This window comes from Celeribacter sp. HF31 (assembly GCF_011806455.1).
Lineage (GTDB): Bacteria > Pseudomonadota > Alphaproteobacteria > Rhodobacterales > Rhodobacteraceae > Celeribacter.
On record NZ_JAATOT010000001.1, the window covers coordinates 165946 to 192655 of the forward strand.

Below are 26710 nucleotides of genomic sequence, written 5' to 3' on the forward strand. Positions count from 1 at the left end.
CCGCATGACATTCGATGCACGCCAAATCATTGAGAAGTTGCGGGACAAACAAGAGCTTAACCCCAATGAGCTGACCGGCTTTGCGCAGGGTCTCGCCAGTGGGGCTGTGACGGATGCGCAGGCCGGCGCCTTTGCCATGGCTGCTTTGCTTAACGGCATGTCCGACCCGGACCGTGTGGCTTTGACGCTGGCGATGCGCGACAGCGGCGAGGTGATGCGCTGGGACCTGCCGTCCCCCGCGATTGACAAACATTCCACCGGCGGTGTCGGCGATTGTGTCTCGCTTTTGCTGGCGCCCGCTCTGGCGGCTTTGGGCGCCTGTGTGCCGATGGTCTCGGGGCGCGGGCTTGGGCACACCGGCGGCACATTGGACAAACTCGAATCCATTCCCGGCCTCAAAACCGAAGTCACGGACGCGCGGTTTCACGAGATCGTCGAACGAGTCGGCTGTGCCATCGTCTCGGCCTCTGGCTCCATCGCGCCTGCGGACAAGCGGCTCTACGCCATCCGTGATGTCACCGGCACGGTCGAAAGCATCGACCTGATCACCGCCTCGATCCTGTCCAAAAAGCTCGCGGCGGGTCTTGAGGCTTTGGTGCTGGACGTCAAATGCGGTTCGGGCGCGTTCATGGCCACGCCAGAGGACGCGCGCGCCTTGGCGCAAAGCCTCGTGACCACCGCGAATGGCGCAGGCTGCAAGACCTCCGCGCTGATCACCGACATGAACCAACCGCTGTGCCCGTCGCTGGGCAATGCCTTGGAAGTCATGACGGTGATGGAGGCGCTGACCACGGGCGAGGTGGACAATATTCTTTGCGATGTGACCTGTGCTTTGGGGGGCGAGTTGATGGTGCTCGCGGGGCTGGCCGAGGATGCGGACCAAGCCGCCTGGGCCGTGCGTGACACGCTCACCGATGGTTCCGCCGCGGAGCGCTTTGGTCAGATGATTTCCGAATTGGGCGGGCCTGCCGATTTCGTCGATCACTGGCGCGACCGCTTGCCCTCGGCGCCGGTGGTGCGCGATGTCCTGTCGCAAGAGCCGGGCTATGTGTCCGGGATGGACGGCCATGCGCTTGGCATGGCGGTGGTGCATCTGGGCGGCGGGCGTATGAAAGGCGGCGACAAAGTCGACCCGGCTGTGGGGCTTTCCAATTGCTGCATGATCGGGGAATATCTCGATGCGGACAACCTGATCGCCACCATCCATGCCAAATCCGTGGAAGAGGCCGATCAGGCGGAGGCCGCGATCCGTGCGGCGATCCGGCTGGCCTCTGAGGCCCCCGACGAGCCGCCTTTGGTCTATGAAAAGGTATCGGTATGAGCAGGGCATTTTTGATCGTGATGGACTCGGTGGGCCTCGGCGGCGCACCGGATGCGGATGCGTTTTTCAACGGTGATCGTCCCGACACAGGCGCCAACACCATCGCCCATATCGCGCAGGCCTGTGCCGAGGGCCGTGCAGAAGAGGGGCGCTCCGGGCCGTTGCATCTGCCGAACCTCGATGCGCTGGGATTGGGCGCGGCGATGGCGCATGCGACCACCGATCCGGCGCCGGGTTTGGAGGCCATGCCAAAGGGGCTTTATGGTGTGGCCGCTGAAATCTCTCCCGGCAAGGACACGCCTTCGGGCCATTGGGAATTGGCCGGCGTGCCGGTGCCCTGGGATTGGCATTATTTCCCGGATGAGCAACCGTCTTTCCCGCAGGATTTGATGGAGAAGGCGGCGGAGTTGTGCGGGGCAGGGGGCACATTGGCCAATTGCCACGCCTCCGGCACTGAGGTGATCAAGGAGTTCGGCGCGCAGCACATCGCGACCGGCTGGCCGATTTGCTACACCTCTGCGGATTCCGTGTTTCAGATCGCTGCGCATGAGGATCATTTCGGCCTCGACCGGCTGTTGAAGCTCTGCGAAGACCTCGCGCCGACGCTCCATGAGATGAAGATCGGGCGCGTCATCGCGCGGCCGTTCATCGGCACGTTGGAAGACGGGTTCACCCGCACCGGCAACCGCCATGACTACGCCATCGCACCGCCCAGCCCGACGATTTGCGATTGGGCGAAATCCGCGGGGCGCGCGACCTATGCTATTGGCAAGATTGGCGATATTTTCTCGATGCAGGGTCTCGATGAGGTCCGTAAGGGCGATGATCATACGCTCTTCGACCACCTCTGTGATGTGATGGAGGAAGCGCCAGATGGGTCTTTCACATTCGCCAATTTCGTCGAATTCGACAGCCTTTATGGGCACCGTCGCGACGTCTCCGGCTATGCCCGCCATCTCGAATGGTTCGACGCCCAGATGCCGCGCCTGTTTGAGCGCGCGCGCGAGGGCGATCTTTTGATTTTCACCGCCGACCATGGCAACGACCCGACCTGGTCGGGCACAGACCACACCCGCGAACAGGTGCCGGTGCTGGGCTATGGTGTCGGTCTCAAACCCATTGGTCCTGTGGCGTTTTCCGATGTGGCGGCCTCACTTGCCGAACACCTCGGAATTGAAGCCAAAGGCCCCGGACGGAGTTTTCTATGACAGTATCTGATATGCCGAAAATCGAGCTGCACATGCATCTCGAAGGCGCAGCCCCCCCTGCCTTCATTCGCGGCTTGGCGGCGGAGAAAAAGACCGATCTCTCCGGCATTTTCGACGAGAGAGGCGCCTATAAATACAAAGACTTCTGGGATTTTCTCAAAGTCTATGAAGCCGCCACCTCGGTTCTCAAAACACCGCAGGATTACTACCGCCTGACCCGCGCCGTGTTGGAAGAAAGCGTGGCCTCGAATGTGATCTATACTGAGAGCTTCCTCGCGCCCGATTTCTGTGGCGGCGGCGATGTCTCGGCGTGGAAAGACTACCTCGCCGCGATCAAACAGGCCGCCGACGAGATGGAGCAGGAGGCGGGCATCGTGATGCGCGCGATCCCGACCTGTGTGCGCCATTTCGGACCGGATCAGGCGAAAAAGACCGCATTGTGTGCGCAGGAAACCGTGGGCGAGTTCGTCACCGGCTTTGGCATGGGCGGCGATGAGGCCATGGGCAAGCAAGGCGATTTCAAATACGCCTTCGACATGGCGCGCGAGGCGGGACTGCGGCTCACCACGCATGCGGGCGAATGGGGCGGGCCCGAGAGTGTTCGCGACGCCATTCGCGACCTCGGGGTCGAGCGGATCGGCCATGGCGTGCGCGCCATCGAAGACCTTGCTCTGGTCGATGAGATTGCCGAAGCGGGGATCGTGTTGGAGGTCTGTCCGGGGTCCAATATTGCGTTGGGTGTCTATCCGAAATGGTCCGATCACCCGATCGCCAAGCTGCGCGCGCGCGGTGTTAAGGTGACCGTGTCGACCGACGATCCGCCGTTCTTCCATTCCACCATGCGGTTTGAGTTCGACCGCCTCGCTGAGACCTTCGGCTGGGAAGAGGATGATTTCAAAGACTTGAACAAGGTCGCGATTGAGGCGGCCTTCTGCGATGAGGCGACCCGTGGGGCGGTCGCCAAGAAACTGGAGCCTACCGATGCTTGACCATTTGACCGTCGTGACACACCCGCTGGTGCAGCACAAACTGACCATCATGCGCGACAAGGAGACCTCGACCGCCGGGTTCCGGCAATTGCTTCGGGAGATTTCCCTTTTGCTGGCTTATGAGGTCACCCGCGAGTTGGACATGACGGAAAAGACCATCGAGACGCCGATGCAGACCATGCAGGCGCCGACACTCGATGGCAAAAAACTGGCGCTGATCTCGATCCTGCGCGCGGGCAATGGCTTGATGGATGGCATTCTGGAGCTGATCCCCTCGGCACGCGTCGGTTTTGTCGGGCTTTACCGCGACGAAGAAACGCTCAAACCGGTCGAATATTATTTCAAAGTGCCCGAAGACCTGGGCGACCGTCTGGTGATCGCTGTCGATCCGATGCTCGCCACCGGCAATTCCTCGGTCGCGGCCATTGACAAGCTCAAAGAGGCGGGCGCGAAAAACATTCGGTTCCTGTGTCTTTTGGCGGCCCCCGAAGGGGTCAAACGCATGGAGGAGGCGCATCCCGACGTGCCGATTGTCACAGCGGCAGTGGACGAAAAGCTTAATGAACATGGATATATTGTCCCTGGGCTAGGGGATGCGGGCGATCGCATGTTTGGTACAAAATAAGCGATTTCCCCTCTTAACAGCGAATCAGTTCTGGGTTAGTCTGTGCACAATATCTTGTGCGGGGCAGCATAATGCAGGGTTTGAGAACGATTTCCGTCGCAGTCATGGTCGCGACTTTGGGCGTGTCCGCCATCGGCCTTTCCGGGGCTGGGGCGCGGACGCTCTATGATGCCGACCATCCGGCGGAATTTCCGCCCGCGTCTTATAAGGGGTCGCAATATGTCGACAGCCGGGGCTGCGCCTATGTGCGCGCAGGCTCTGGTGGGACGGTGCAATGGGTGCCGCGTGTATCGCGTGATCGCCGTGTGCTTTGCGGTTTCAAGCCGACCTTTGCCCAGCTGGAAGACAGCCTGCCGGTCATTCCCGATCCCGTGACGCCGACCACGACTGTGGCCGAGGCTGCGGCGCCTGCTTCGAAACAGCCCCCTGCGGTTCGAGTGTCAGCGCCCACCTCTGCGCCGTCCTCCGCCCCCCAAGCGGCACCCGTTGCCGCGAAGGCCGCACCAGCTCCGCAACCCAGCCTGCCGCCGCTCGAACAGCTTGCCGGAAAGACTGTTGGCGAACGCGGCTGTGTCGCCTCCGTCACGGACGGCCAGCTTCGGTGTGAGACCGGGACGGTCGAATATATTCTCAAACGACTGCCTGCGGGTGTCACGGTGCGCACTGCCGATGGTGGGCGGATGACGACCACCGAGCCGACGCTGGTGCGTGTGCCGGTCAAACGCGCTGCGCCTGTTCAGGCTCCGGTTGAGGCCCCTGCGCCGATCTTGGTCGCCGAGGCGGCTCCGGCCACCGTCGTACCGTCAGCCGCGGCGGCCCTGACGCAATGCGGCGGTCTTTCCGGCAATGCAGCACAATATATGAACACGACCGGGCGTTACGCCGTGCGTTGCGGCCCGCAGGCGGTGCACCCCTCCGCCTATATTCAACGTAAGGCGCAGACGCGTCTGTCGACCCAAAGCGCCAATCAGATCGCCGTCGCCCGCGCCGCCGGGATTGACCCCTATGCGCTGCCGCGTCCGGTGACAGGCACCTTGCCAAAAGGCTACAGCCGCGCCTGGACCGACGGGCGCCTCAACCCGCACCGTGGTCCGCAAACCGCCCGTGGTGATTTGCAAATGGCACAGGTCTGGACTCAGACCACGCCCGCCTATGATCTTTATGCGCCGCGCAAAAAGACCTTCTGGGAATGGCTCTTCGGTTCGCCTTTCAAGACCCGGAACACGGTCACGGTTCAGGCCCCGCAATACGCGGGTCAAGGTCAGGCGCCGGTTCAAATCTCGACCAAATCGGTGGTGCCCGCGCGCACCCCCGGTGCGGCCAAACCCGCTTTGGCTCAGGTCCAACCCCAACAACAGGCGCAGGCTCTGCGCTATGTCCAGGTGGGCACCTTTGGTGTCCCCGAAAATGCCGAGCGCTCAATCGCGCGCCTTTCGGCCATGGGCTATCCGGTCTCGTCGCAGGTTCTGCGCCGGGGCGGAAAGCCCCTGAAGATTGTTCTGGCCGGCCCCTTCGCCCGGCCCGAGCAAACCCTGTCCGCTTTGTCTGCCGTTCGTGGGGCAGGCTACGGGGACGCATTCGCGCGCAAGTAGCGTTGAGTTAGACGAGGCAGAACAATAAAAAGAAACCCCCGCATCTGGCGGGGGTATTCTTTTGTCTGGAGGTCTTTTCTGGTCTGTGAGGGGTTCAAGCGTTTTTCGTTTAATCTGACTCAGATTGAGCGAGAAACGTTGCCACACTGAATTGATATTGCTGCGTTTCTCGAAAATTGAGTGCCTCAAGTTTTTTGAGAAACGCTTTAACCGCCACAGACCCCTTGCAGCGCGACCCAATCGCCATCCGAGAGCACAGGTCGCGTGGTCTCGATCTGGACGCCATCGGCCTCGATCAGGGGAAGCACGCTTTCGCCGGTGATGTCGCGGGCATAGGCGTAGGGGGCGCTGTGCACCTCGGCGGTCTTAAAGGCGGCGATCAGGCTTTTGTCCTCGACGGGCGCCAAAGGCTCGGTCAACAGGCCCTCGGCATGGGCGTCGAGGATGTCGGGCGGGATGTGCCCGGTGGTCAGAAGCCGGAGTGAGGTGGTCAGCCCCGCGTCCTGCAACAGGCGTTCGAGCGGGTCTTGATCCTCGGCGCGGACCAGCTCGGCCAAAACATAACCGGCCAAGACATCGGGGTCCTCGTGATCCTCGACCAGCGCGCGGTTCAACAGGATGATCTTGCCGGGCAGGTGCTGTGACTGGGCGACGCCACTGGTGAGCACGACAATCTGACCGGCGCCGCCGGGAATGAGACGATTTTTCAACGTGTTGAGTGCGCGCGCCCCATGCACCGTATCGCAAGGCGCACCGGACAGGCGTTTGATCCGATCCAAAAGCTCCTGACCGATCTCGGCGCGGGTCACAGGCGGCACGATGGTGACGGCCTGACGAATGAGCGCGCCCGGAAGCCAGAACACCCCCAGCCCGAGCACTGCAGCGGCGCCGAGGCCGATCATCGCACCACGCAGCCGACCCGGATGCGGGCGGGCACGGTCGATGGCGCGCCGGATGCGGTCGATCGCCTCGATCATCAGCGCGTCGTCGATCTCCAACTCTTCACTGCTGTCAGGCGCAGGGCGGTAGCGCGCCGGGGTCTCGTCCTCAGCAGTGATGCGCTCAATGGCGGGCAGGGACCAATGCGTCAGAGGCTTGCCGTCGGTGCGATCATCACTCAGCGTCAGCGTTGCCTCGCCCACGGAGACGATCACGGAGCGGCGCTGGCTGTCCCCTTCGGGAAGCCAGAGACCGGGGGCTTCGAGCCGTTCGAATTCCGTAAGCGCGATCATGCGCGGGCTGCTCTTTTCGTCGTTGTTTCGGGCAATCTAACGTGGAACGCCGGGCGCCACAATCGTTCTGGGAAGTGACGGGAAAAGGCATTAGTGTTTTGCCATGATCATCTCGCCCGGCCGCCGCTATATCTTTGTTCACATTCCCAAAACCGGGGGCACGGCGCTGGCGCAGGCGCTGGAGACGCGGGCCATGGCCGATGACATTCTCATTGGCGATACGCCCAAGGCGGTGAAACGGCGCGGGCGGGTCAAGAGTCTGACGGCGGCGGGTCGGTTGTGGAAACATTCCCGGCTGGCGGAAATCGAGGGATTGGTGGCGCGCGAAGACTTCGCGGATCACTTCATCTTCACCCTCGTGCGCAATCCCTGGGACCGCTTCGTGTCCTATTATCATTGGCTCAGAGGCCAGAGTTTCGACCATTCTGCGGTGACCTTGGCCAAGTCCATGGGGTTCTCCGACTTCCTGAATTCACCCGAGACGGTCAAAAGCCTCTCTTTGCCATCGCACAGCTATCTTTGCGACGGGGCGGGGCAGGAGCGGGCCAACCTCTATGTCCGGCTTGAGGCTTTGGACGAGGATCTGGCGCCGCTTTGGGACCATCTGGGGTTCGATCTGTCGCCGATTGCGCCGGTGAATGAATCCCAGCGTGCCCGCGATTTTCGGATCTATTATTCTGAGGCCGATGCGGAGTTGGTGGCCCGGATCGCCGCCGAGGACATTGCCCGATTTGGCTATCGTTTTGACGATGGTTTGGGGTGAAGACCGTCGGCTCATATTTGAAAGGCAGAGTATTTTATGACCAAGATTAATCCTGCGCTGGCGTTCGCCGATAAAGAGTCGCCCTATTATTGCGTCTCAAAGGATGAAACGCCGGAGCTGCGCGCGGCATTCGACCGAATGAAGCCGATATTCTATCTCGTGTTGGCGCTCTATATCGTCGTGCCCTATGCAATTTGTAAGCTCGGTGGGCCGGCCGTCTTTATTGCGATCCGACAGAGCCTCTCTTGGGCGCCTATGCCGCTCGCGCTCTTCGACCGGTTGGCAGCCACCAGTCAATATGCCGGATGTCACCTGTTTATCATGACGGCAATGGTGTTTGTCACAGCCCCCGCTCAAGCCTTGCTCTACTACCGGGTTTTCGTTGAGAAGGTGGTGAAGGCGGGCACGACGCTGCCTCTTGGTCCCCTATGGCTGAGCGGGTATTGGAGGCAAGTTCGAGGGACGCTACCGATCTTTATTCTAGTTCTCATTGTCCCCTATGTTCTTTTGTTGAGTGAGGACAGACCACCTGTCATCTTCATGTGGCCTTGGATTGCTGCCGCGATGTTCGGAGCTCACATCTTTGGTTTTACGCCTCTTTATCTGCTTCTGGTCATCTTAAAAAAACGTAAATTGAAGCTCTGAGCGTGTGGACGGTCAATTGTGGCGGTCCGGGAAGGCGGAAGGAGGCGTTCACCTCTGGGCCATGGCCAAAATAGGGCAGGGAAAGTCGCGGATTGGGGCGATCCATCGCCATACCGCGCCGCAAGACAGACGAATCGTTGAGTTTTGGAGTGCGGAGATGAGCCTCAAACCGCCCGCAAACCCCAAGAAATATTGGTTAAACCTGAGTGAAACGTGAATTTTCTTAACGAACTGTTACCAAATTCGAGAACAATTGAATGAAATCCCGGGCATTTGCGCCGATGTCGGGATTATGCCGTATTTGTGTCCCATTCGCGTCGAACTGTGACCCCACCGGCCACCTTTTCATAATCTCACAGATCGCAGAGCTCGGGCTGCCACCCGAAAAGCCTCATAGGGATGAGATGATGATGAAGCTTGGTCAGATGTTGCGCAAAGAGCCGGTTTATGATGCGGGTGGGCGCTCCGGCGTTTGGGATGGGACGTTTCATGGCGGGCACGTGGCGCTGACCTCGGGTCTCATTGCCGGGATGCAGGTGGCGACCAGCATCGGCTGGCGCGATGTGGCGGCTCTGCAAGAGGGCGATAAGGTGCTGACATTCGATGAGGGGATGCAGCCTGTGCGGCGGATCACGAAGCGCTGGACCTATACGGATCAGAGCAGGACGCCCGCGTCTCTCTGGCCGCTTCATGTGCCTGCGGGCGCCTTGGGCAATCGGTCCGCGATGACGCTTTTGCCGGAACAGCCGGTCATGGTGGAAAGCGATGCGGGCGAGGCGATGTTTGGCGATCCTTTCACCTTGATGCCGGCTCTCGCTTTGGAGGGCTACAAGGGGATCGAGCGTGAGCATGTGCGCAAACCGATCGAGGTCGTGATCCTGCATTTCGACACCGAACAAGTGGTGTTCGGCAATATCGGAGCGCTGTTTCACTGTCCGGCAGAGGAGGCCGTGACCATCGCCGGGTTGATGGAGGACCGCTACGTGCCGGGCTACGAAGTCTTGTCGCTGACTCAGGCGCGGATGTTCGTGGATGCGTTGATCGACGAGGATGCGCAGGACTATGCTTGGATGCAGGAAGAGCGCCGCCAGAGAGGGCGCGAGGCACGGCATTACGCGTCCTGAGACGCAAAGAGGTTGAGGCTTCGGGATGAGGCCGGGAGGGGGCCTGCGCAGATCCGCGCGGGCCTTTTTGGTTTTGGGACTGTTGAATATTAGGCTTTCGCGGCTGAAATTGCCTAAGAAGCTATCATTTGCATGGGTGTAATGCTGCGGCGCAGCATTTTCTCAGCGCTGCCGGAGAGACAAGAGGCTAAGCTGGGTTCACGCCTCGTGTGGGAGGGCTCATCAGGGCGCGAGGGGGCACTCAACTACGGAGCCTGATCCATGTGTATTTCCGCCGAAGCGCTCGCGCTTTTCCTCAATCTCATCGTCGCGCCGGTCACCTCGGAGCCGGGGCGGATCATCGTGCATGCCACGGAAAACGACGCCCATTGGGTACAGGTCGAAGACCGCTGGTGCACCATGGCGCCACAAATCCAAGGCCGCGAGATGTTTGCCGAATTGGCCAAAGAAGACGCATAAAAAAGCCCTCCCCGGAAAGGGAAGGGCTGAGTGTCATATGAGGCGCGCTCAGGCGGCTTTGCTGTCGACGCCCGCACCGAAGCGGCCATAGAAGGTCTCGCCAGAGGCCGCCATCTCGCGCAGGAGCTTCGGTGTCTCAAAGCGCGGCCCATGCGTGGCGGTGAGATTGTCGCAAATCTCGACCGCTTTGCCAGCCCCGATGATGTCGAGCCAGGAGAACGGACCGCCGGACCAGGGCGCAAAGCCCCAACCGAGGATTGCGCCCACGTCGCCCTCGCGGATGTCTTCCAACACGCCCTCTTCGAGTGCGCGGACGGCTTCGAGCACCTGCGCCATCATCAGACGGTGCTGGACCTCATCCAGATCGGGCTGGGCGTCGGCCACCGGGAACTCTTCGTTGAAGCCCTCCCAGAGGAAGCCGCGTTTGCCCTTCTCGTCATAGTCATAGAAGCCGGCATTGGCCTTTTTGCCCAGACGCCCCTGATCGAACATCCAGAACACCACCTCATCCACGGCTTCGTCCGGGTAGGCGTCGCCCATGGCGGCTTTGGTGGCCTTGGCGATCTTCACGCCGAGATCAATCGAGGTCTCGTCGATCAGTTGAAGCGGCCCGAGCGGGAAGCCCAACAGCTTCGCGGCATTCTCGATGAGCGGCAGATCCACACCCTCAGCGGCCATGCGCACGCCCTCGTTGATGTAGGGAATGATGCAGCGGTTGGCGTAGAAGAAGCGCGCGTCATTGACCACGATCGGCGTCTTGCGGATCTGGCGCACGTAGTCGAGCGCTTTCGCCACGGCCACGTCGCCGGTCTCTTTGCCCTTGATGATCTCCACGAGGAGCATCTTGTCGACGGGGCTAAAGAAGTGGATGCCGATGAACTGCTCCGGGCGCGCAGACGCCTTGGCCAGCTCAGTAATCGGCAGCGTCGAGGTGTTCGAGGCAAAGATGCAGTCCGGGCCCACGATGGCCTCGACCTTCTTGGTCATCTCCGCCTTGACGCCAATGTCTTCAAAGACTGCCTCAACGATCAGGTCACAACCCTTGAGAGCGTCCAGATCGGTGGTCGCGGTGATGCGCGAGAGCACTTGCTCTTTCTTCTCCGGCGTCACCTTTTTGCGGCTGATGCCCTTGTCGAGGATGGTCTCGGAGTAAGCTTTTCCCCTGTCCGCCGCCTCTTGTTTCTGATCGATCAACACAACCTCGATGCCCGCATTGGCCGAGACATAGGCAATGCCTGCGCCCATCATGCCTGCGCCCAAGACGCCGACTTTTTTGACGGTCTGGTCCGCGACCTCGGGACGGTTCGCGCCTTTTTCCAAGGCTTCCTTGTTGATGAACAGCGACCGGATCATCGACGACGACGAGGGGTTCATCAGCACATGGGTGAACCAACGCGCTTCGATCTTGAGCGCAGTGTCGAAGGGCACCATCGCGCCTTCGTAGACCGCCGACAGAAGCGCCTTCGCCGCCGGATAGACGCCCTGGGTGTTGCCGTTGACCATGGCGGAGGCGCCGACGAAGGTCATGAAACCCGCCGGGTGGTAGGGCGCGCCGCCGGGCATTTTCCAACCCTTCGCGTCCCAAGGTTTCACGATGTCCGCGTCTTTCGCGTTCAACACCCAGTCTTTGGCTTTCGCCAAAAGTTCGCCGGGGTCCACCACCTCTTGAATGATGCCCGCGCCCTTGGCTTTTTTCGGGTCCAACATCTTGCCCTCAAGCAGGATCGGCGCCGCCGCCATCGCGCCGACCATGCGCGAGACGCGCGTGGTGCCGCCCATGCCGGGGAAGATGCCGACCTTGATCTCCGGCAGGCCGATCTTGGCCTTCGGGTTGTCGGCGGCAAAGATGCGGTGACAGGAAAGTGGCAGTTCGAGGCCGATGCCAAGCGCCGTGCCCGGAAGGGCCGCCGCGACGGGTTTGCCGCCCTTGTTGGTCTTCGGGTCCATCCCTGCACGTTCCAGCTTGCGCAGGATCGCGTGCATGTTCATCAGCCCGTCGAAAAGCCCCTTGGCCGGGTCATCTCCCGCCGCGTCCTTCATCTTGGCGATGATGTTCAAATCCATGCCGCCGGCAAAGGTGTCCTTGCCCGAGGTGATGACGATGCCTTTGACGGCCTCGTCCCCCAACGCCTTGTCGATACAGGCGTCCAGTTCGGAAATCCCCTCCATCGAGAGCACGTTCATGCTCTTGTTCGGGATGTCCCAGGTGATGACGGCCACGCCGTCGCTGTCTACGTCGTAATGAAAATCAGTCATTGTTTTCCCTCTTTCGCAGGGCTGGTGCCAGTCCAGGGATGATGCCCGCGCGCATTCATGATGGAGGACATTTTATACCCCCCGTCGGTGGCGTGGATCAGGGCGGAGGAGGTGAAAGGCTCCGTCGCGCGATGTCCGTGGCTCAGCAGTTCAGTCTCATAGGTTCCGATGAAGGTCCCGTCGCGACAATCCTCCAAAGAGATCGGGCGGCGAAAAATATCGTCCAGCCTCATGACCGTGCCGGCCTGAAGGTAGAGATCGAAATTCTCGCGGAGCTCTTCGAGGGTTGTCATGAAAACGGGGCCTTGTTGTGTCACCATGGAAAAGGGCAGAAGGATGCGCGAGGCCCAGAGCGTGAAGTCCCCTGTGATGAAACAGGTGGAAATATCGTCCAGAAACTCGCGAAACTCTGCCGCGTTCACATTCAGATCCTTTCGATGATCGTCGCCGCTCCCATCCCAGATGCGATACAAAGCGTGGCGAGACCTGTGCCAAGGCCTTTGCGCTCCAGCTCGTCCAGAAGCGTGCCGATGATGATCGCCCCGGTTGCGCCAAGAGGGTGGCCCATCGCGATAGACCCACCATTGACGTTCACTTTCGAGGAATCAACATCGAATGCCTGCATGAAGCGCATGACGACGGAGGCGAAGGCCTCGTTGACTTCGAAGAGATCGATGTCACTGATCGACATGCCGCTGTCGCGCAGGATTTTCTCGGTCACGGGAACCGGGCCGGTGAGCATGATGGTCGGATCGGTGCCGATCTTGGCGGTCGCCCGGATGCGCGCACGCGGTTTGAGGCCATATTTCTCGCCGAATTCCTTGTTGCCGATCAGAACGGCGGCGGAGCCATCGACGATGCCCGACGAGTTGCCCGCATGGTGGATATGGTTGATCTTCTCAAGATGCGGATATTTCATCAGCGCGATCTTGTCGAAGCCCGGCATGACCTCGCCCATTTCCTTGAACGAGGCTTTGAGCGCACCCAAAGCTTCGACCGAGGTGCCCGGACGCATATATTCGTCATGGTCGAGAATGGTCAGCCCGTTCATGTCCTTGACCGGCACGATGGATTTCGCGAAACGATTGTCCTTCCACGCGGCTTCGGCGCGGTTTTGCGACTCGACTGCCAGCGCATCGGCCTCTTCGCGGGTGAACCCGTATTCGGTGGCGATGATGTCCGCCGAGATGCCCTGTGGCACAAAGTACGTCTTCATCGCAATGTGGGGATCGACCGCAATCGCCGCCCCGTCGGAGCCCATGGCAACCCGGCCCATCATCTCGACGCCGCCGGCGATATAGGCCATGCCCGCCCCGCCTTTGACCTGATTGGCGGCGAGGTTCACGGCTTCCATGCCCGAGGCGCAGAAGCGGTTGATCGCGAGGCCGGGGATGGATTGATCGAGATCGGAGGCCAAAACGGCCGTGCGCGCAAGGCAGCCGCCCTGTTCGCCGACCTGGGTCACATTGCCCCAGATCACGTCCTCGACAGCATGGCCCTCAAGTCCGTTGCGCTCCTTGACGGCGTTCAGCATCTGCGCGGAGAGCGCGGCCGAGGTCACCTCGTGCAGGCTCCCGTCCTTGCGCCCTTTGCCGCGCGGGCTGCGCAGGGCGTCGTAAATATAGGCTTCGGTCATAGTCTCCTCCAAAGTCTTGGCAGTGGCGTTTCAGGCCCGGTTTCAGGCTTGGTTTTCACGCCCGGTCCGTCGGATTTCCGGGCATCATGTCGTATGGGTGTTTCCAGCCGGGCAGGGCGCTGATGCGATCCAGCCAGGCGTCGATATGGGGCCAATCGGCGCGGTCAAATCCGAAAGGCTCCGGGTAAAAGAGATAGGAACAACAGGACAGATCGGCGGCGCTGATCTCGTCCGTTCCGGCCAGCCAGGTCCGATCCGCAAGTGCGTCGTTCAGAACCGTGAAGGCGGCTTTGAGGCGGCCTTGTAGAAAAGCGATCACCTCGGCGGGGCGTTTGTCCTCGGGCAGGAAATTCATCAGAAAGCGCGCCGTGCCAGCCTGCGAGGACATCTTGTGATTGTCCCACAAAACCCAGCGCAACACCTCGCGCCGCTCAGCTTCGCTTTGGCCCTCGAACTTGCCGGTCTGTTTGGCGATATGATCAAGGATCACGCCGGATTGTGTCAGGATCAGATCTCCGTCCACATAGACCGGACATTCGCCCATCGGATTGAGCGTGCGAAAGGTCTCGGAACGCGCCTCTCCGTGAAAGAAATCGACATAGACCGGGGTCCAGTCGAGGCCCGCGAGGGTCAATCCAAGCGCCACCTTGTAGGAATGGCCGCTTTCGCCGAAGCAATAGAGCTCAATGGTCATCGCGCGTCTCCTTTTGAGACACAGGTAGTGCGACCGGCCTCGGTTTTGAGTATTTTCGCCAAGAAAAAATCAGGACACTTACCCTTAGTTAACCTTAACGGATCATGTTCGAAGCTGCGGAACAGGCTGGAGAGCCGATGGCCGCCCAAGGAAAAGTCGCGTGAAGGCCTCAAGGCGGGGCGCAAGCCTGCGGTCGATCGGCTTTCGCGCGCATTCTGGTCTTTTTCTTGGACTAAATACTCACGATTATGAGGCTTCGGGCACATCACGGCTCCAATGCGGGCCTTTTGCGTATGATGCGCCACAAAACTCATCTCTTTCTCGTCTCCAAATCCGAATTGAACAGACGCAGCCGGTGCGTCAGTTTTTCCTCATCCGTGACGGAGGTGAAATTCTCGAACAGAAAAGACAGCGCCTCTCCTTCGTCCAAGCCCGCCTCCCTCGCGAACTGTCTGAGACGACGATACCCGTCTTCGGTCATGGAAACAGGAAAACGCCGCGTCATTCTGAATCGCTTCGGCATGGTTACGCTCCGTCATTTCGTCTTTTCGGACGCATCAAATGAAAAGGCCCCCGCCAAGGGCAGGGGCCTCATGTTTCGGGTTGGGCGCAGTTTAGAACGCCTCGGCAGGCAGAGTCATCACCGGATCGGCACCGGATTCGATGCGTTTCAAAAGCGTGCCGGTCATCGGCAGTTGGCGGGCCATGTAATAGCGCGCGGTGGTGAGCTTGTTCTGGTGGAACTCTGCGTCATCCGTACCGTTTTCCAGAGCCGCCAGAGAGACTTTCGCCATCCGCGCCCACATCAGACCGAGGCAGACGTAGCCGAAGAGGTGCATGAAGTCATAAGAGCCGGACAGCGCCGCGTTCGGGTTTTTCATGCCGTTCTGCATGAAGAACATGCCCGCGCCCTGAAGGTCTTTCGAAGCGGCTTTCAGCGGATCGACGAATTCGGCCATATCGCCTTCGCCGTTCTCTTTGCAGAAACTCTTCACCATCTCGAAGAAGGCCATGACGTGTTTGCCGCCATCGGTCGCCAGTTTGCGGCCCACGAGGTCAAGCGCCTGAACGCCGTTGGCGCCCTCATAAATCATGGCGATCCGGGCGTCGCGGGTGAACTGCGACATGCCCCATTCTTCGATATAGCCGTGGCCGCCGTAGACCTGCTGCGCATTGACGGTCGCCTCATAGCCCTTGTCGGTCAGGAAGCCCTTGAGCACCGGCGTCATCAGAGAGATGAGGCCGTCGGCGTCCTTGTCCTCGGAGCGATGCGCTTGGTCGATGAGCTGCGCGCCCCAAAGCATGAAGGCGCGTGCGCCCTCGATAAAGCTCTTTTGATCCATCAGGTTGCGGCGAATGTCCGGGTGGACGATCAGCGGATCGGCGGGGCTGTCCGGGTTTTCGACGCCCGTCACGGCACGGCCTTGCAGCCGGTCCTTGGCGTAGATCACCGCGTTCTGATAGGCGGCTTCGGCCTGGGCGAGGCCCTGCATGCCGACGCCAAGACGGGCTTCGTTCATCATGGTGAACATGGCGCGCATGCCCTTGTGCTCAGTGCCCAGGAGATAGCCCGTCGCCTCGTCGTAGTTCATCACACAGGTCGAGTTGCCGTGGATACCCATTTTCTCTTCGATTGAGCCAACCGACACGCCGTTCTTCGCGCCCGGATTGCCGTCTTCATCGACGATGAATTTCGGCACGATGAACAAAGACACCCCTTTGATCCCCTCAGGCCCGCCGACGATTTTCGCCAACACGAGGTGGATGACATTCTCGGACATGTCGTGATCGCCCGCCGAGATGAAAATCTTCTGGCCGGAGATTTTATAGCTGCCATCCGCCAGCGGCTCGGCCTTGGTGCGCATGAGGCCCAGATCGGTGCCGCAATGGGGCTCCGTCAGGTTCATCGTGCCGGTCCAGTCGCAGGACGTCATCTTCGGCAGGTAGGTGGCCTTTTGCTGATCCGTGCCGTGCACGAGGATTGCGGAGGCCGCACCATGGGTCAGGCCCTGGTACATGGTAAAGGCCTGGTTCGCGGCGGAGAACATTTCGCCCACGGCGGTGTTGATCACATAGGGCATGCCCTGACCGCCGAATTCCTCCGGCATGTCGAGACCGGGCCAGCCACCCTCTTTCACCTGTTCGAAGGCTTCTTTAAAGCCCGTCGGCGTGGTGATAACGCCGTTCTCCAGCGTACAGCCTTCCTTGTCGCCCACGACGTTCAAAGGCGCGATCACCTCGGAGGCCAGTTGGCCCGCGGCGTCAAAAATGGCTTCGGTGAACTCGGGTTCAAGGTCCGCGTAGCCCGGAATGTCGGAGCCCGAAATGTTCAGCACATCGTGCAGAACATATTGAATGTCTTTAATCGGAGCCGTGTAGCTCGGCATGGCGTGTCTCCCTTTGCACAGCGCGTGGGAGACATCTGTCACCCCTCGCGTTTCAATCCTTCGATTTGCCCTTCGACAAATGCGATTTCATCCTCCAGATCGGTCATGACCGCGATCAGCGCCTGTTTCTGCGCCTCCATTTCCGCGAGCTTCACGTGATAGGCCGCAAGGGTCTCACGCAATTGCTTTTCACCGTGATCTTCCTCCTTGTAGAGATCGAGCAGCTGCCGGATCTCTTCAAGGGCAAAGCCAAATTTCTTGCCGCGCAGGATCAGCGTCAAACGCGCCCGGTCCCGTTTGGTAAAGAGCCGCTTCTGACCCTCGCGGATCGGAAACAATAGCTCCTTGGCTTCGTAAAAGCGCAATGTGCGGGGCGTCACGTCGAACGCATCACACATCTCACGGATCGTCATAACCTCATTCGTCACGTCGGCGTGCTCCGGTCTCTCGTCACTTGGGTCGCTGGTCCTGTGCGGGGTGAACCCGTCCGGCCGTGGCTTCCTGTTATGAGGCCCGCAGCTTGCGCCGTCGCCTCACTCTAATCTTATCACAGAGGCCTCTTTAATCGAAACGTGGCGTCACTTTTGGGGGACGCCCTGAGCATCGAAGGCCCGCTGAGCTCCGCCAAAATATTCTCTCGGAGCGATCAATGCAAACGGTTTGGTTTAGATGTCGACAAATGAATGTTTTTGTTTGAATAGCGCAACTTAAAGCGCTTTGGATTTTGGCCCTGTATGAGGCCTATACCCAACATCTGCGCTGGCGGGGGCACATACCGACGCAGCAGGCACTCAAAGCCCATCCGACATGGGAACGTAACGTCGCAAATCAGTGCAGGAGGGTCCGGCGTCAGGCGGAGACGTTCTTTGCGGTCTCCGCGCGCAGCTCCTTGAGTTCCGCAATCGCTTGATCAAGCTCGCGTTTTTGCTCTTCAAGCGCCGTCAACTGACGATCGGCCAAATCCAAAAACGCCTGCGCCTGAGCCGCCGTGCCCTTTTCCTCGTAGATCAAAAGCCACTGGCGGATTTCTTCCAGAGAGAACCCGTATTTGCGCCCCCTCAAGATAAGCGTCATCCGCGCCACCTCGCGCGGCGTATAGAACCGCGACCGGCCTTCCTTTTCAGGCGCCAGAAGTTCGATATATTCATAATACCGCAACGTGCGCGGGGTCACATCGAACTCGGCGCACATCTCTTTGAACGTGAGACGTTGATCGGACATGGCTTCTCTCTCCTCACGTCGCATCTAAACTGATGAGTTCAGTTCCGCAACTCAATTTCGCCGTCTTGCGCGACCATAGCCATCCGCGCGGGGGAGGATCAAGCCGAGATAAGCCGGATGATTTCGTCGCGTCAGCTTGGCGCGCAACGCCCCGCCATGTGTCATTTTCTCCTTGCAGCGAGAGCGGCAGGACACATTATGGACGCACCGAGAAAGCGCTCAGAAAGAAAAAGATCATGTCCGCCGACCGTACCGAAATCGCCCGTCAATTCATCGCGGGCCTGCCGCATTGCGATGCGCTCGGCATGGTTCTGACGACCATCGGTGAGGGCGAGGCTGAGATTTACATGCCCTATTCGGAAAAACTGGTCGGGGACCCGGAAAGCGGTGTGATTCATGGCGGTGCCGTTTCGGCCTTAATGGACACCTGCGCGGGGGCGGCGGTGATGAGCCATCCAAAAGCCGGCCCCGCGACCGCCACGCTCGATCTCAGAATCGATTATATGCGCGCGGCCAAACCCGGCGCGACGATCACCGCCCATGCGATTTGTTATCACATGACGCGTGCCGTGGGATTCGTGCGGGTGTCCGCCACAGATGGTGCCTCCGACGTGCCGGTCGCCGCCGCCACAGGCGCCTTTGCCGTGGAAAGGGGCAAATCATGAGCCGCACAAAGCCCGAACCGATTCAGGTCGTTAAAGAACGTCGCGATGCCGCGCTTTCTGCCCTGGTGGCGCGCGTGCCCTATATCTCTTTCATGGGCTTCGAATTCGAACGCCGCGGTGATGAGCTGACCGCTGTGATGCCCTATCGTCCCGATCTGATCGGCAACACGTCGCTGCCCGCGCTTCATGGTGGGGCTTTGGCGGCATTCCTTGAAGTCACTGCTTTGATCACGCTCAGCTGGTCCATGGTCTGGCCCAAGATCGAAGCGGGGGAGACCGTGGATGTCCTGCCGAAGTTTCCGAAAACCATTGATCTGACTGTCGATTACCTGCGCTCCGGTCTGCCGCGCGATGCCTATGCCCGTGCCGAGATCACCCGCGCCGGGCGGCGCTATGCCTCGGTGCAGGTCGAGGCCTGGCAAGACAACCGGGCGCGTCCGACCGTGCATGCGACGGGGCATTTCCTGATGCCGGACAATCGCACTTCCAATGACTGAAGCGCTTCCCTTGACCCATCGGCGGGTCCTGAAAATCGCGCTGCCCATCGTCTTGTCCAACGCCACCGTGCCCATTCTGGGGGCGGTCGACACCGGCGTCGTGGGACAAATGGGGGAAGCGGCGCCTATCGGCGCAGTTGGCCTTGGCGCGATCATTCTGGCCTCGCTTTATTGGGTCTTCGGCTTTCTGCGCATGGGCACGACCGGCATGGTCAGCCAGGCGCGGGGTGCAGGCGACACGGGCGAGGTGGCCGCGCTTTTGACCCGCGCGCTGATGATCGGCGTCATCGGTGGCGGGCTTTTGATCCTGTTCCAAGCGCCGCTCCTCTGGGCGTCCTTTCGTCTGGCGCCAGCCTCCGTTGAGGTCGAAAGCCTCGCGCGCAGTTACATCGGCATCCGCATCTGGTCCGCACCGTTCAATATCGCGGTTTTCGGCCTGACCGGCTGGCTCATCGCGCAGGAGCGCACCACGGGCGTCCTTCTGCTTCAGCTTTGGATGAACGGGCTCAACATCGGTCTCGATCTCTGGTTCGTTCTGGGGCTGGGGTGGGGTGTCGAGGGCGTGGCGATTGCGACGGTGCTGGCCGAGGTCTCCGGCGCCGCCTTTGGCCTGTGGCTTTGTCGCGATGCCTTCAAAACCGCGCTCTGGCGCGATTGGGCGCAGGTCTTCGACGGCGCTCGGCTCATGCATATGCTCCGGGTCAACACGGATATTCTGATCCGCTCCGTTTTGCTTTTGGGCATCATGGTCAGCTTTACGTTCTTCGGCGCGGGTTTTGGCGATCTGACGCTGGCTTCGAACCAGATCCTGATGCAATTCATCGAGATCACCGCCTATGCGCTCGACGGTTTTGCCTTTGCCGCCGAGGCCATCGTCGGCAATGCTCTGGGCGCACGCTCGCGCATGGCGCTGCGCCGAGGCGCGGTTTTGGCGTCCTTTTGGGGGCTGATCGTATCCGCTTTGCTGGCGTTGGGATTTGCCGTCTTCGGGGGCGCGATCATCGACGTGATGACCACCGCACCGGATGTGCGTCTTGAAGCGCGGACCTATCTGCCGTGGATGGTGGCGGGACCTTTGTTGGGGCTTGCGGCCTGGATGCTCGACGGGATTTTCATCGGCGCCACGCGGACACGCGACATGCGCAACATGATGGTGCTGTCGCTTTTGGTCTATCTTGTCGCCGTCGCGGTGCTGATCCCGCTTTGGGGCAACCATGGGCTTTGGGCGGCGCTGATGATCAGCTACATCGCCCGTGGCGCGACGCTATTTGCGAAATATCCGGGGCTGGAGCGGAGTGCTGAGGCCTGATTTGAGTATTTTGACAGCAAAGGAAACGGCGGCTTACAGCCAGTCGCCGCGCCCAGTCCCGACCGCTTCTGAGACGTGATCGAAGCCGTCTTTGGCGAGCAGGTCGTCCAAGCCGCGCGCGATGCGGGGGGCGAGCGAGAGGCCTTGGTAGACCATCGCGGAATAGAGTTGGACCAAAGAGGCGCCCGCGCGGATTTTCGCATAGGCATCGAGCGCCGAAGAAATGCCGCCAACGCCAATGAGCGGCACGTCGTCGCCCAATTCGCGCGAGAGCGTTGCGAGCACGCGCGTGGACTTTTCGAACAATGGACGCCCGGAGAGCCCGCCAGCCTCGCCTTTATGTGCAGATTTCAAACCTTCGCGCGACAGTGTGGTGTTGGTGGCGATGACGCCATCGATGCCGGATTTGCGGGCCACTTCGGCGATTTCCTGAAGCTCTGTGAGCGAAAGGTCGGGGGCGATTTTCAACAGAACCGGCACGGCGCGTTTCAGGCCTTTGCGGGCGTCGAGCACGCCTGCCAAGAGCGCTTCGAGCGCCTCGGCGCCTTGCAGGTCGCGCAGTTTTTCTGTGTTGGGGCTCGACACATTGACCGTCGCGAAGTCGATAAAGTTGCCGCAATGCGCCAGAACTTTCGCGAAATCCGCCGCGCGATCTTCGCTATCCTTGTTGGCACCGAGGTTGAGGCCGATGGGAATCTCCATGCCTTGAGAGGCATGACGGCTGCGGGCGAGGCGGTTGGCGATCTCTTCCATGCCATCGTTGTTGAAGCCGAAACGATTGATCACCGCGTGATCTTCGGTCAGGCGAAACAGGCGCGGCTTTGGGTTGCCGGGCTGCGGACGCGGTGTGGCGGCGCCCAATTCGATAAAGCCAAAGCCCGCGCGCGACAGCTGCGGGATGGCTTCGGCGTTTTTGTCGAAGCCTGCGGCGAGGCCAACGGGGTTGGGCATTTCGATCCCGGCGAAGGTGGTCTTGAGCCGGGGCGAGGTGACCGGGCCGGGCAGGGGCGCGAGCCCCGCACGCAGCGCGGAGAGCGACAGTTTATGAGACTTTTCCGGGTCGAAGCTGCGCAGGACCATCATGCCGAATTGTTCGAAAATAGACATTTGCGGCTCCTAGGGGCTCAGGACAGATCGGGGAAGATATGGCCCTCTGGGCCAAGCGGCAGGGGTTTGACCCAGAGGATGTCCTCCATGGTCAGCGCCCGGTAGAGGTGCGGGAAAAGTGCCCCGCCACGCGAAGGTTCCCATTTGAGATGGGGCGCGAGCGCATCGCTCTCAAGCGCGAGAAGGTGCAGGTTCTCTTCACCGGCGAACCATTTCGCGGCGGTCTCGGCGAGTTGGTCTTTGGTGGAGAAATGGACATAGCCGTCGGCGAGATCCACGGGGGCGCCGAGGGTCTCGCCAGCGGTTTGCATGGCCGCCCATTCGGGGGCACGGAAGATTTTGTAAATCAGCATAGCTTCCAGATGCCAGCGCGGCGCGGCGCGGTCAATGCCGCTTTCACGCAGAGGCGAAAATGCCGCGCGGCTCAGAGCCAGCGGTGGCAGTGTTTGTGGATCGCCGGAATGATGAAAAAGACCATGGAACCGACGATCATCGGCACCATGACGAGGTTGCGTTCCCAGATCTGCCACTCGGCGGTGAAGGGAGCGAGGGCGTAGATCAGCGCGGTCACCAAAGGGTAAACGCCCAGAAAGACAAAGACGCTGAAGCGCAAGCGGCTGGGTTTGCGGGAAGGCGTTCTGGGCGGGGTGGCGGTTTATGAGCGCGCCAAGGGCATGCATCTCCATGAGGACAAAGGCACATTGATCGCGTCGATCGCCGCATTTTTCCGTTTCGTGTTTGCCCATTGGCAGACCCCGAAAGGCCAGACCTTCGCGCTGATCATTGCAGAGGCGCAGGGGAACGCCGATGTCGCCGAGGCGCTGGAGCACTATCGCCTTGAGCGGCTGGAGGCGTTGAGCGCCGTGGTCGACATCGCGATCGCGCGCGGCGAGGTGAAACCCGGTGTGACGGCAGAGGCCCTGGCCGAGACGATCATGGCGACGGCCTGGATGCGGCTTTTGACCGGACGGCTCGAGACAGATCCGGAACGATTGGCGCATGAGGTGCTGGGGGGCTTGCTGAAAGACGGGGCTTCGTAAAAGGATGATCTGCCTGTCATTGCGGCGTTACACCCCTGTTACGTTGCGAATGTAGCCAAATTCCGGATCAGGGCTTTGACTCTTTGATAAACTTTGGTCAGGCTCAAGGTCATCTAGTTTAACAGGGGGCAAGATATGCTCAAAAAAGTTCTCACCACCACCGCTGTCACGGCTCTGATGGCTGGCGCGGCGCATGCCGAATACACCTTGCATGTTATTCATATCAATGACTTGCACAGCCGCCTCGAGCCGATCACCAAATATGACAACACCTGCTCGGCCGAGGACAATGACGCCGGTGAGTGCTTTGGCGGTGTGGCCCGTGTGGCGACGATGATCAACCAGCTGCGCAGCGAGCTTGACGGTGAAAACGTCATCGTGCTGGACGCGGGCGATCAGTATCAGGGCTCTTTGATGTACACGACCTACAAGGGCGATGCAGAGATCGAGTTCATGAACAAGATCGGCTTTGACGCCATGGCCGTGGGCAACCATGAGTTCGATGACGGCGACGAAGGTCTTTTGAAGCTGCTGGACGGTGCTGAGTTCCCCGTCGTCTCCGGCAACATCGACGTGTCGCAATCGAACATCCTCGCGGGCAAGTTGAACGATCACCTTGTGCTCGAAGTCGGCGGCGAGAAAATCGGCATCGTCTCCGCGCTCGCGGTCGATACGCCGGAAACCTCAAGCCCCTCCGATGCGGTGATCTTCTCCGACGAGATCGAGAACCTGCAACATGATGTCGACACGCTGACCGACGAAGGCGTGACCAAGATCATCGCCCTCAACCATGTCGGCGCGAAGAAAGACCTCGCAATTGCGGAAGGCGTCTCCGGCCTCGATGCCGTCGTGGGCGGTCACTCCCACACGCTTTTCTCCAACACCGAGGAGGCGCCCTACACCTACCCGACCATGGTCGGTGACGTGCCGGTGGTGCAGGCCTACGCCTATTCGAAATATGTCGGCCACCTCGTGCTGACCTTCGACGATGAGGGCAATGTGACCGCCGCGACCGGCGACACGATCCTTTTGGATGCCTCCGTGGCCGAAGACGAAGAAATCAAGGCCCGCGTGGCCGAGCTGGCCGGTCCGATCGAGGAGCTGAAAGCCAAGGTTGTGGCCGAGGCTGCTGCCGACATCGACGGTTCTCGTGAGACCTGTCGGTCTGTCGAATGCCCGATGGGCACCCTCGTGGCCGACGCCATGCTGGACCGCGTGAAGGATCAGGGCATTGAGATCGCCATTCAAAACGGCGGTGGCGTGCGCGCCTCCATTCCCGCCGGTCAGGTGACCATGGGCGATGTGCTGACCGTGCTGCCGTTCCAGAACACGCTGTCGACCTTCCATGTCTCCGGCGCGACCATGGTCGAAGCGCTTGAGAACGGTGTGTCCCAGATGGCCGATGGCGCGGGGCGTTTCCCGCAGGTGGCCGGCATGTCTTTCACCGTCGACCCGGCGGCTGAAGAGGGCGCGCGCATCTCTGACGTGATGGTTGGCGGTGCGCCGATCGAGATGGACAAGATGTATGGCGTCGTGTCGAACAACTACGTCCGCAATGGCGGGGACGGCTACAAAATGTTCCTGAGCGCCGAGAATGCCTATGATTTCGGTCCCGACCTCGCCGATGTTCTGGCCGAATATATGATCGAAAACGCGCCGTACGAGCCCTACACGGATGGCCGCATCACTGTGAAGTAAATCGCGGAACCGCGATGGGTAAGTAAGCGGTTCGATCTGGACAAATTGAGAAGCCCTCGCGATCATGCGGGGGCTTTTCTATGGGAGGTGTGTTCATGCACGGGCGTTGCACATGTGGTGAGGTGGAGTTCGAGGTCACGGCTTCGCCGATGATCGTGCATTGCTGTCATTGCACCTGGTGCCAGCGAGAAACCGGATCGGCCTTTGCGCTCAATGCCTATGTTGAGACCTCTGAGATCAAAGTGACAAAAGGCGCGCCGGACATGGTCATGACGCCCTCGAATTCGGGCCATGGCCAGAGCATCGCGCGCTGTCCGGCCTGCAAGGTGGCGCTTTGGTCGCATTACGCGGGCTCGGGCGAGGCCCTTGCCTTTGTGCGTTGCGGCACGCTTGAGGAACGCGCCGAGATCGTGCCGGATGTGCATATCTTCACCTCCACCAAACTGCCCTGGGTCGTTTTGCCCCCCGGCGCGCAGGTGTTCGAAGGGTTTTACAAGCCGAAAGAGGTCTGGTCCGAGGACAGTCTCGCGCGCTTCAAAGCGGCGAAGGGAGCGTAGATGGATCATCCGCTTCTCGATCTGATCAACCAGAAAATTGCCGAGGCCGAGCGCGACGGCGCTTTCGACAACTTGCCGGGGGCGGGCAAGCCTTTGCCGGAGGAGGACGACCCGGAGAACGCGTTGCTCAATCGGGTGATCAAGGAAAACGGCGGTGTACCGGAATTTGTGACTCTGTCGCGAGAGCTTGAGAAGCTGCGTGAAGAGCTGCGCGAGACTGGCGACCGGACACGGCGCACCGAGATCATGAAAGAGATGTCGATGATGGACGCCAAAATTGATCTCGCGCGCAAGGCGCATCGGTGACGGGGAACTCAGTGCCTGACACGCTCTGAAACCAGCACGGCTGTTTCTGTCTCGTACCTTTTTTAGCCCACATTTTTTACCCAACATTAAGGTTAATCTGATTAACCTTAATGCTCGATGAAAATGTGCGAGAGGAAAGGTGGTCTGTGGCTTGAGTATGCAGGCTTGGCCTCTCAAATTCCCGGCTGACGGAGGGTGAAATATTTGCCCCCGCGCGCACGATCCGCTCTGGCCCCCGCCAACTGAGCCGATAAAATGCACCTATGTGCGGACGTTTTGCCCTGACCTTGCCCAGTGACGCCATGGCGCAGCTTTTCGAAGCGGCGCCCGCGAATGATCTGCCGCCGATCCCGAATTACAACATCTGCCCGACCACACAGATCCACGTCATCTATCGCGAGACAGATCAGCGCCGCCTCGTGCCGATGCGCTGGGGATTCATTCCGCGCTGGTATAAAGCGCCTTCCGACGGGCCGCTTCTGATCAACGCGCGCGCAGAAACCCTCGCCGAGAAACCTGCCTTCCGCGAGGCCTGCCGCACGCGGCGGTGTCTCATTCCGGCGGATGGATTTTATGAATGGTTCCGGCCCGAAGGTGGCGAGAAGCTACCGTGGTACATCCGGCCTGCGGGTGAGGGCCCCATGGTCTTTGCGGGCATCTGGCAGGACTGGGAGCAGGACGGCGAGCGTCTGACATCCTGCGCGATGGTGACGACCCAGGCCACGGGTCGCATGGCCGAAATTCATCACCGCATCCCGGTCATTTTGCAACCCCGGGACTGGGGCAAATGGCTGGGCGAAGAGGGCCATGGCGCGGCGCGTTTGATGCAGCCCGCGGCAGATGACACACTGACATTTCACCGCGTCGATAAGGCCGTGAATTCCAACCGGGCCACGGGTCCAGAGCTGATCGAGGAGATCGACGCATGAAGACAACTTTGCTCGAAGGGCCGTCGGCGGCACTGGCGCATCTGGGTGTTGAAATGACCGGATGGGACAGGGATGTCGCGCGGTTTGAGATGACGGTGGCGCCACATCACCTGAACCGCTCGGGCATTCCCCATGGCGGGATTTATGCGCTGATGCTGGACACGGCGATGGGCTATTCCGGTGCGTATACCGGCGAGGCAGAGGACCGGCGCATGACGTTGACGCTGTCGATGACGGTCAACTACCTGTCGCGCCCGAAAGGCACGCGGCTGATCGCGGAAGGGCGGCGCAGGGGCGGCGGGGCCAAGACGTTTTTTACCGAAGGTACGCTTGTCGATGAGACCGGCGAGCTGATCGCCACGGCACAGGGGACATTTCGCGTGCGCTCTGGCGTGGGCGTGTAGACTACATTCACAATATTGAATTTGTTTTCAGAGCCTGCTACGTCTG

At 60.4% G+C, this 26710-nt stretch carries 30 protein-coding genes; 18 read left to right on the forward strand and 12 right to left on the reverse strand.

Translation table 11 applies throughout. From position 1 onward, the window contains the following. The first annotated feature begins 4 nt into the window (after window positions 1-4). From HCZ23_RS00810 to HCZ23_RS00830, 5 genes are all read left to right on the forward strand, one after another. On the forward strand, window positions 5-1321 hold the full coding sequence (locus HCZ23_RS00810) for a thymidine phosphorylase (RefSeq protein WP_167599805.1): 1317 nt from the start codon (window positions 5-7) through the stop codon (window positions 1319-1321). After that, entirely contained in the window at window positions 1318-2529 is a 1212-nt protein-coding gene (locus HCZ23_RS00815) for a phosphopentomutase (protein ID WP_167599806.1), read from the forward strand. The genes HCZ23_RS00810 and HCZ23_RS00815 overlap by 4 nt, the downstream gene beginning before the upstream one ends. Next, complete coding sequence (locus HCZ23_RS00820; protein WP_167599807.1) at window positions 2526-3518, forward strand: adenosine deaminase; 993 nt, start codon at window positions 2526-2528, stop codon at window positions 3516-3518. Before HCZ23_RS00815 ends, HCZ23_RS00820 begins: the two co-directional genes overlap by 4 nt. After that, window positions 3511-4143 (forward strand): uracil phosphoribosyltransferase, encoded by a 633-nt coding sequence (gene upp / locus HCZ23_RS00825; RefSeq protein WP_167599808.1) that lies wholly within the window; start codon window positions 3511-3513, stop codon window positions 4141-4143. Before HCZ23_RS00820 ends, upp begins: the two co-directional genes overlap by 8 nt. A 71-nt stretch (window positions 4144-4214) precedes the next feature. Next, window positions 4215-5735 (forward strand): SPOR domain-containing protein, encoded by a 1521-nt coding sequence (locus HCZ23_RS00830; protein ID WP_167599809.1) that lies wholly within the window; start codon window positions 4215-4217, stop codon window positions 5733-5735. 206 nt (window positions 5736-5941) lie between these two features. On the opposite strand, the gene HCZ23_RS00835 is transcribed toward HCZ23_RS00830, so the two are convergent. Continuing rightward, window positions 5942-6967, reverse strand: coding sequence for a hypothetical protein (locus HCZ23_RS00835; protein WP_167599810.1), 1026 nt, complete (start codon window positions 6965-6967; stop codon window positions 5942-5944). Window positions 6968-7070: 103 nt separating this feature from the next. On the opposite strand from HCZ23_RS00835, the gene HCZ23_RS00840 reads away from it, so the two are divergent. The 4 genes from HCZ23_RS00840 (at window position 7071) to HCZ23_RS00855 (ending at window position 9958) form a co-directional block, all read left to right on the forward strand. Continuing rightward, entirely contained in the window at window positions 7071-7730 is a 660-nt protein-coding gene (locus HCZ23_RS00840) for a sulfotransferase family 2 domain-containing protein (protein WP_167599811.1), read from the forward strand. A 36-nt stretch (window positions 7731-7766) separates the two neighbouring features. Next, entirely contained in the window at window positions 7767-8375 is a 609-nt protein-coding gene (locus HCZ23_RS00845; RefSeq protein ID WP_167599812.1) for a hypothetical protein, read from the forward strand. A 407-nt stretch (window positions 8376-8782) separates the two neighbouring features. Further along, window positions 8783-9499 (forward strand): Hint domain-containing protein, encoded by a 717-nt coding sequence (locus HCZ23_RS00850; RefSeq protein ID WP_167599813.1) that lies wholly within the window; start codon window positions 8783-8785, stop codon window positions 9497-9499. Window positions 9500-9760: 261 nt separating this feature from the next. After that, window positions 9761-9958 (forward strand): hypothetical protein, encoded by a 198-nt coding sequence (locus HCZ23_RS00855; RefSeq protein ID WP_167599814.1) that lies wholly within the window; start codon window positions 9761-9763, stop codon window positions 9956-9958. 48 nt (window positions 9959-10006) lie between these two features. On the opposite strand, the gene HCZ23_RS00860 is transcribed toward HCZ23_RS00855, so the two are convergent. The 8 genes from HCZ23_RS00860 to HCZ23_RS00895 form a co-directional block, all read right to left on the reverse strand. After that, entirely contained in the window at window positions 10007-12214 is a 2208-nt protein-coding gene (locus tag HCZ23_RS00860; protein WP_167599815.1) for a 3-hydroxyacyl-CoA dehydrogenase NAD-binding domain-containing protein, read from the reverse strand. Continuing rightward, complete coding sequence (locus tag HCZ23_RS00865; RefSeq protein ID WP_167599816.1) at window positions 12211-12636, reverse strand: hypothetical protein; 426 nt, start codon at window positions 12634-12636, stop codon at window positions 12211-12213. The genes HCZ23_RS00860 and HCZ23_RS00865 overlap by 4 nt, the downstream gene beginning before the upstream one ends. A gap of 2 nt (window positions 12637-12638) precedes the next feature. Next, window positions 12639-13850 (reverse strand): acetyl-CoA C-acetyltransferase, encoded by a 1212-nt coding sequence (locus HCZ23_RS00870; protein ID WP_167599817.1) that lies wholly within the window; start codon window positions 13848-13850, stop codon window positions 12639-12641. A 55-nt stretch (window positions 13851-13905) separates the two neighbouring features. Next, window positions 13906-14544 (reverse strand): glutathione S-transferase family protein, encoded by a 639-nt coding sequence (locus tag HCZ23_RS00875; protein WP_167599818.1) that lies wholly within the window; start codon window positions 14542-14544, stop codon window positions 13906-13908. 310 nt (window positions 14545-14854) lie between these two features. After that, window positions 14855-15067: a hypothetical protein gene (locus tag HCZ23_RS00880; RefSeq protein WP_167599819.1), complete on the reverse strand. Its 213-nt coding sequence runs from the start codon at window positions 15065-15067 to the stop codon at window positions 14855-14857. Between the two features lie 91 nt (window positions 15068-15158). Next, window positions 15159-16931, reverse strand: coding sequence for an acyl-CoA dehydrogenase C-terminal domain-containing protein (locus HCZ23_RS00885; RefSeq protein WP_167599820.1), 1773 nt, complete (start codon window positions 16929-16931; stop codon window positions 15159-15161). Window positions 16932-16969: 38 nt separating this feature from the next. Beyond that, complete coding sequence (locus tag HCZ23_RS00890) at window positions 16970-17359, reverse strand: MerR family DNA-binding transcriptional regulator (RefSeq protein WP_167599821.1); 390 nt, start codon at window positions 17357-17359, stop codon at window positions 16970-16972. Between the two features lie 421 nt (window positions 17360-17780). Next, complete coding sequence (locus HCZ23_RS00895; protein ID WP_167599822.1) at window positions 17781-18152, reverse strand: MerR family DNA-binding transcriptional regulator; 372 nt, start codon at window positions 18150-18152, stop codon at window positions 17781-17783. A gap of 236 nt (window positions 18153-18388) precedes the next feature. On the opposite strand from HCZ23_RS00895, the gene HCZ23_RS00900 reads away from it, so the two are divergent. The 3 genes from HCZ23_RS00900 to HCZ23_RS00910 are packed head-to-tail and all read left to right on the forward strand — an operon-like array spanning window position 18389 to window position 20623. Further along, entirely contained in the window at window positions 18389-18817 is a 429-nt protein-coding gene (locus tag HCZ23_RS00900; protein ID WP_167599823.1) for a PaaI family thioesterase, read from the forward strand. Then, the gene (locus HCZ23_RS00905; protein WP_167599824.1) at window positions 18814-19314 is read left to right on the forward strand and encodes a PaaI family thioesterase; all 501 of its coding nucleotides are present in this window, start codon (window positions 18814-18816) and stop codon (window positions 19312-19314) included. Before HCZ23_RS00900 ends, HCZ23_RS00905 begins: the two co-directional genes overlap by 4 nt. Further along, the gene (locus HCZ23_RS00910) at window positions 19307-20623 is read left to right on the forward strand and encodes an MATE family efflux transporter (RefSeq protein WP_167599825.1); all 1317 of its coding nucleotides are present in this window, start codon (window positions 19307-19309) and stop codon (window positions 20621-20623) included. Before HCZ23_RS00905 ends, HCZ23_RS00910 begins: the two co-directional genes overlap by 8 nt. A gap of 33 nt (window positions 20624-20656) precedes the next feature. On the opposite strand, the gene HCZ23_RS00915 is transcribed toward HCZ23_RS00910, so the two are convergent. The 3 genes from HCZ23_RS00915 to HCZ23_RS00925 all read right to left on the reverse strand — a co-directional run bounded on the left by HCZ23_RS00915 (window position 20657) and on the right by HCZ23_RS00925 (window position 22343). Then, window positions 20657-21730, reverse strand: coding sequence for a quinone-dependent dihydroorotate dehydrogenase (locus HCZ23_RS00915; RefSeq protein WP_167599826.1), 1074 nt, complete (start codon window positions 21728-21730; stop codon window positions 20657-20659). 17 nt (window positions 21731-21747) lie between these two features. Then, window positions 21748-22083 (reverse strand): DUF952 domain-containing protein, encoded by a 336-nt coding sequence (locus HCZ23_RS00920; protein WP_167599827.1) that lies wholly within the window; start codon window positions 22081-22083, stop codon window positions 21748-21750. 71 nt (window positions 22084-22154) lie between these two features. Next, on the reverse strand, window positions 22155-22343 hold the full coding sequence (locus tag HCZ23_RS00925) for a hypothetical protein (RefSeq protein WP_167599828.1): 189 nt from the start codon (window positions 22341-22343) through the stop codon (window positions 22155-22157). 10 nt (window positions 22344-22353) lie between these two features. On the opposite strand from HCZ23_RS00925, the gene HCZ23_RS00930 reads away from it, so the two are divergent. The 6 genes from HCZ23_RS00930 (at window position 22354) to HCZ23_RS00955 (ending at window position 26664) form a co-directional block, all read left to right on the forward strand. Continuing rightward, on the forward strand, window positions 22354-22770 hold the full coding sequence (locus HCZ23_RS00930) for a TetR-like C-terminal domain-containing protein (protein WP_254869841.1): 417 nt from the start codon (window positions 22354-22356) through the stop codon (window positions 22768-22770). 135 nt (window positions 22771-22905) lie between these two features. After that, window positions 22906-24468: a bifunctional UDP-sugar hydrolase/5'-nucleotidase gene (locus HCZ23_RS00935; RefSeq protein WP_167599829.1), complete on the forward strand. Its 1563-nt coding sequence runs from the start codon at window positions 22906-22908 to the stop codon at window positions 24466-24468. Window positions 24469-24563: 95 nt separating this feature from the next. Continuing rightward, entirely contained in the window at window positions 24564-25025 is a 462-nt protein-coding gene (locus HCZ23_RS00940) for a GFA family protein (RefSeq protein WP_167600276.1), read from the forward strand. Then, window positions 25026-25331 (forward strand): DUF1992 domain-containing protein, encoded by a 306-nt coding sequence (locus HCZ23_RS00945; protein ID WP_167599830.1) that lies wholly within the window; start codon window positions 25026-25028, stop codon window positions 25329-25331. A gap of 263 nt (window positions 25332-25594) precedes the next feature. Further along, window positions 25595-26260 carry an SOS response-associated peptidase gene (locus HCZ23_RS00950; protein ID WP_167599831.1) on the forward strand — a complete coding sequence of 222 codons (666 nt, stop codon included), beginning with the start codon at window positions 25595-25597 and terminating at the stop codon, window positions 26258-26260. Next, the gene (locus HCZ23_RS00955) at window positions 26257-26664 is read left to right on the forward strand and encodes a PaaI family thioesterase (protein ID WP_167599832.1); all 408 of its coding nucleotides are present in this window, start codon (window positions 26257-26259) and stop codon (window positions 26662-26664) included. The genes HCZ23_RS00950 and HCZ23_RS00955 overlap by 4 nt, the downstream gene beginning before the upstream one ends. Window positions 26665-26710 lie beyond the last annotated feature (46 nt).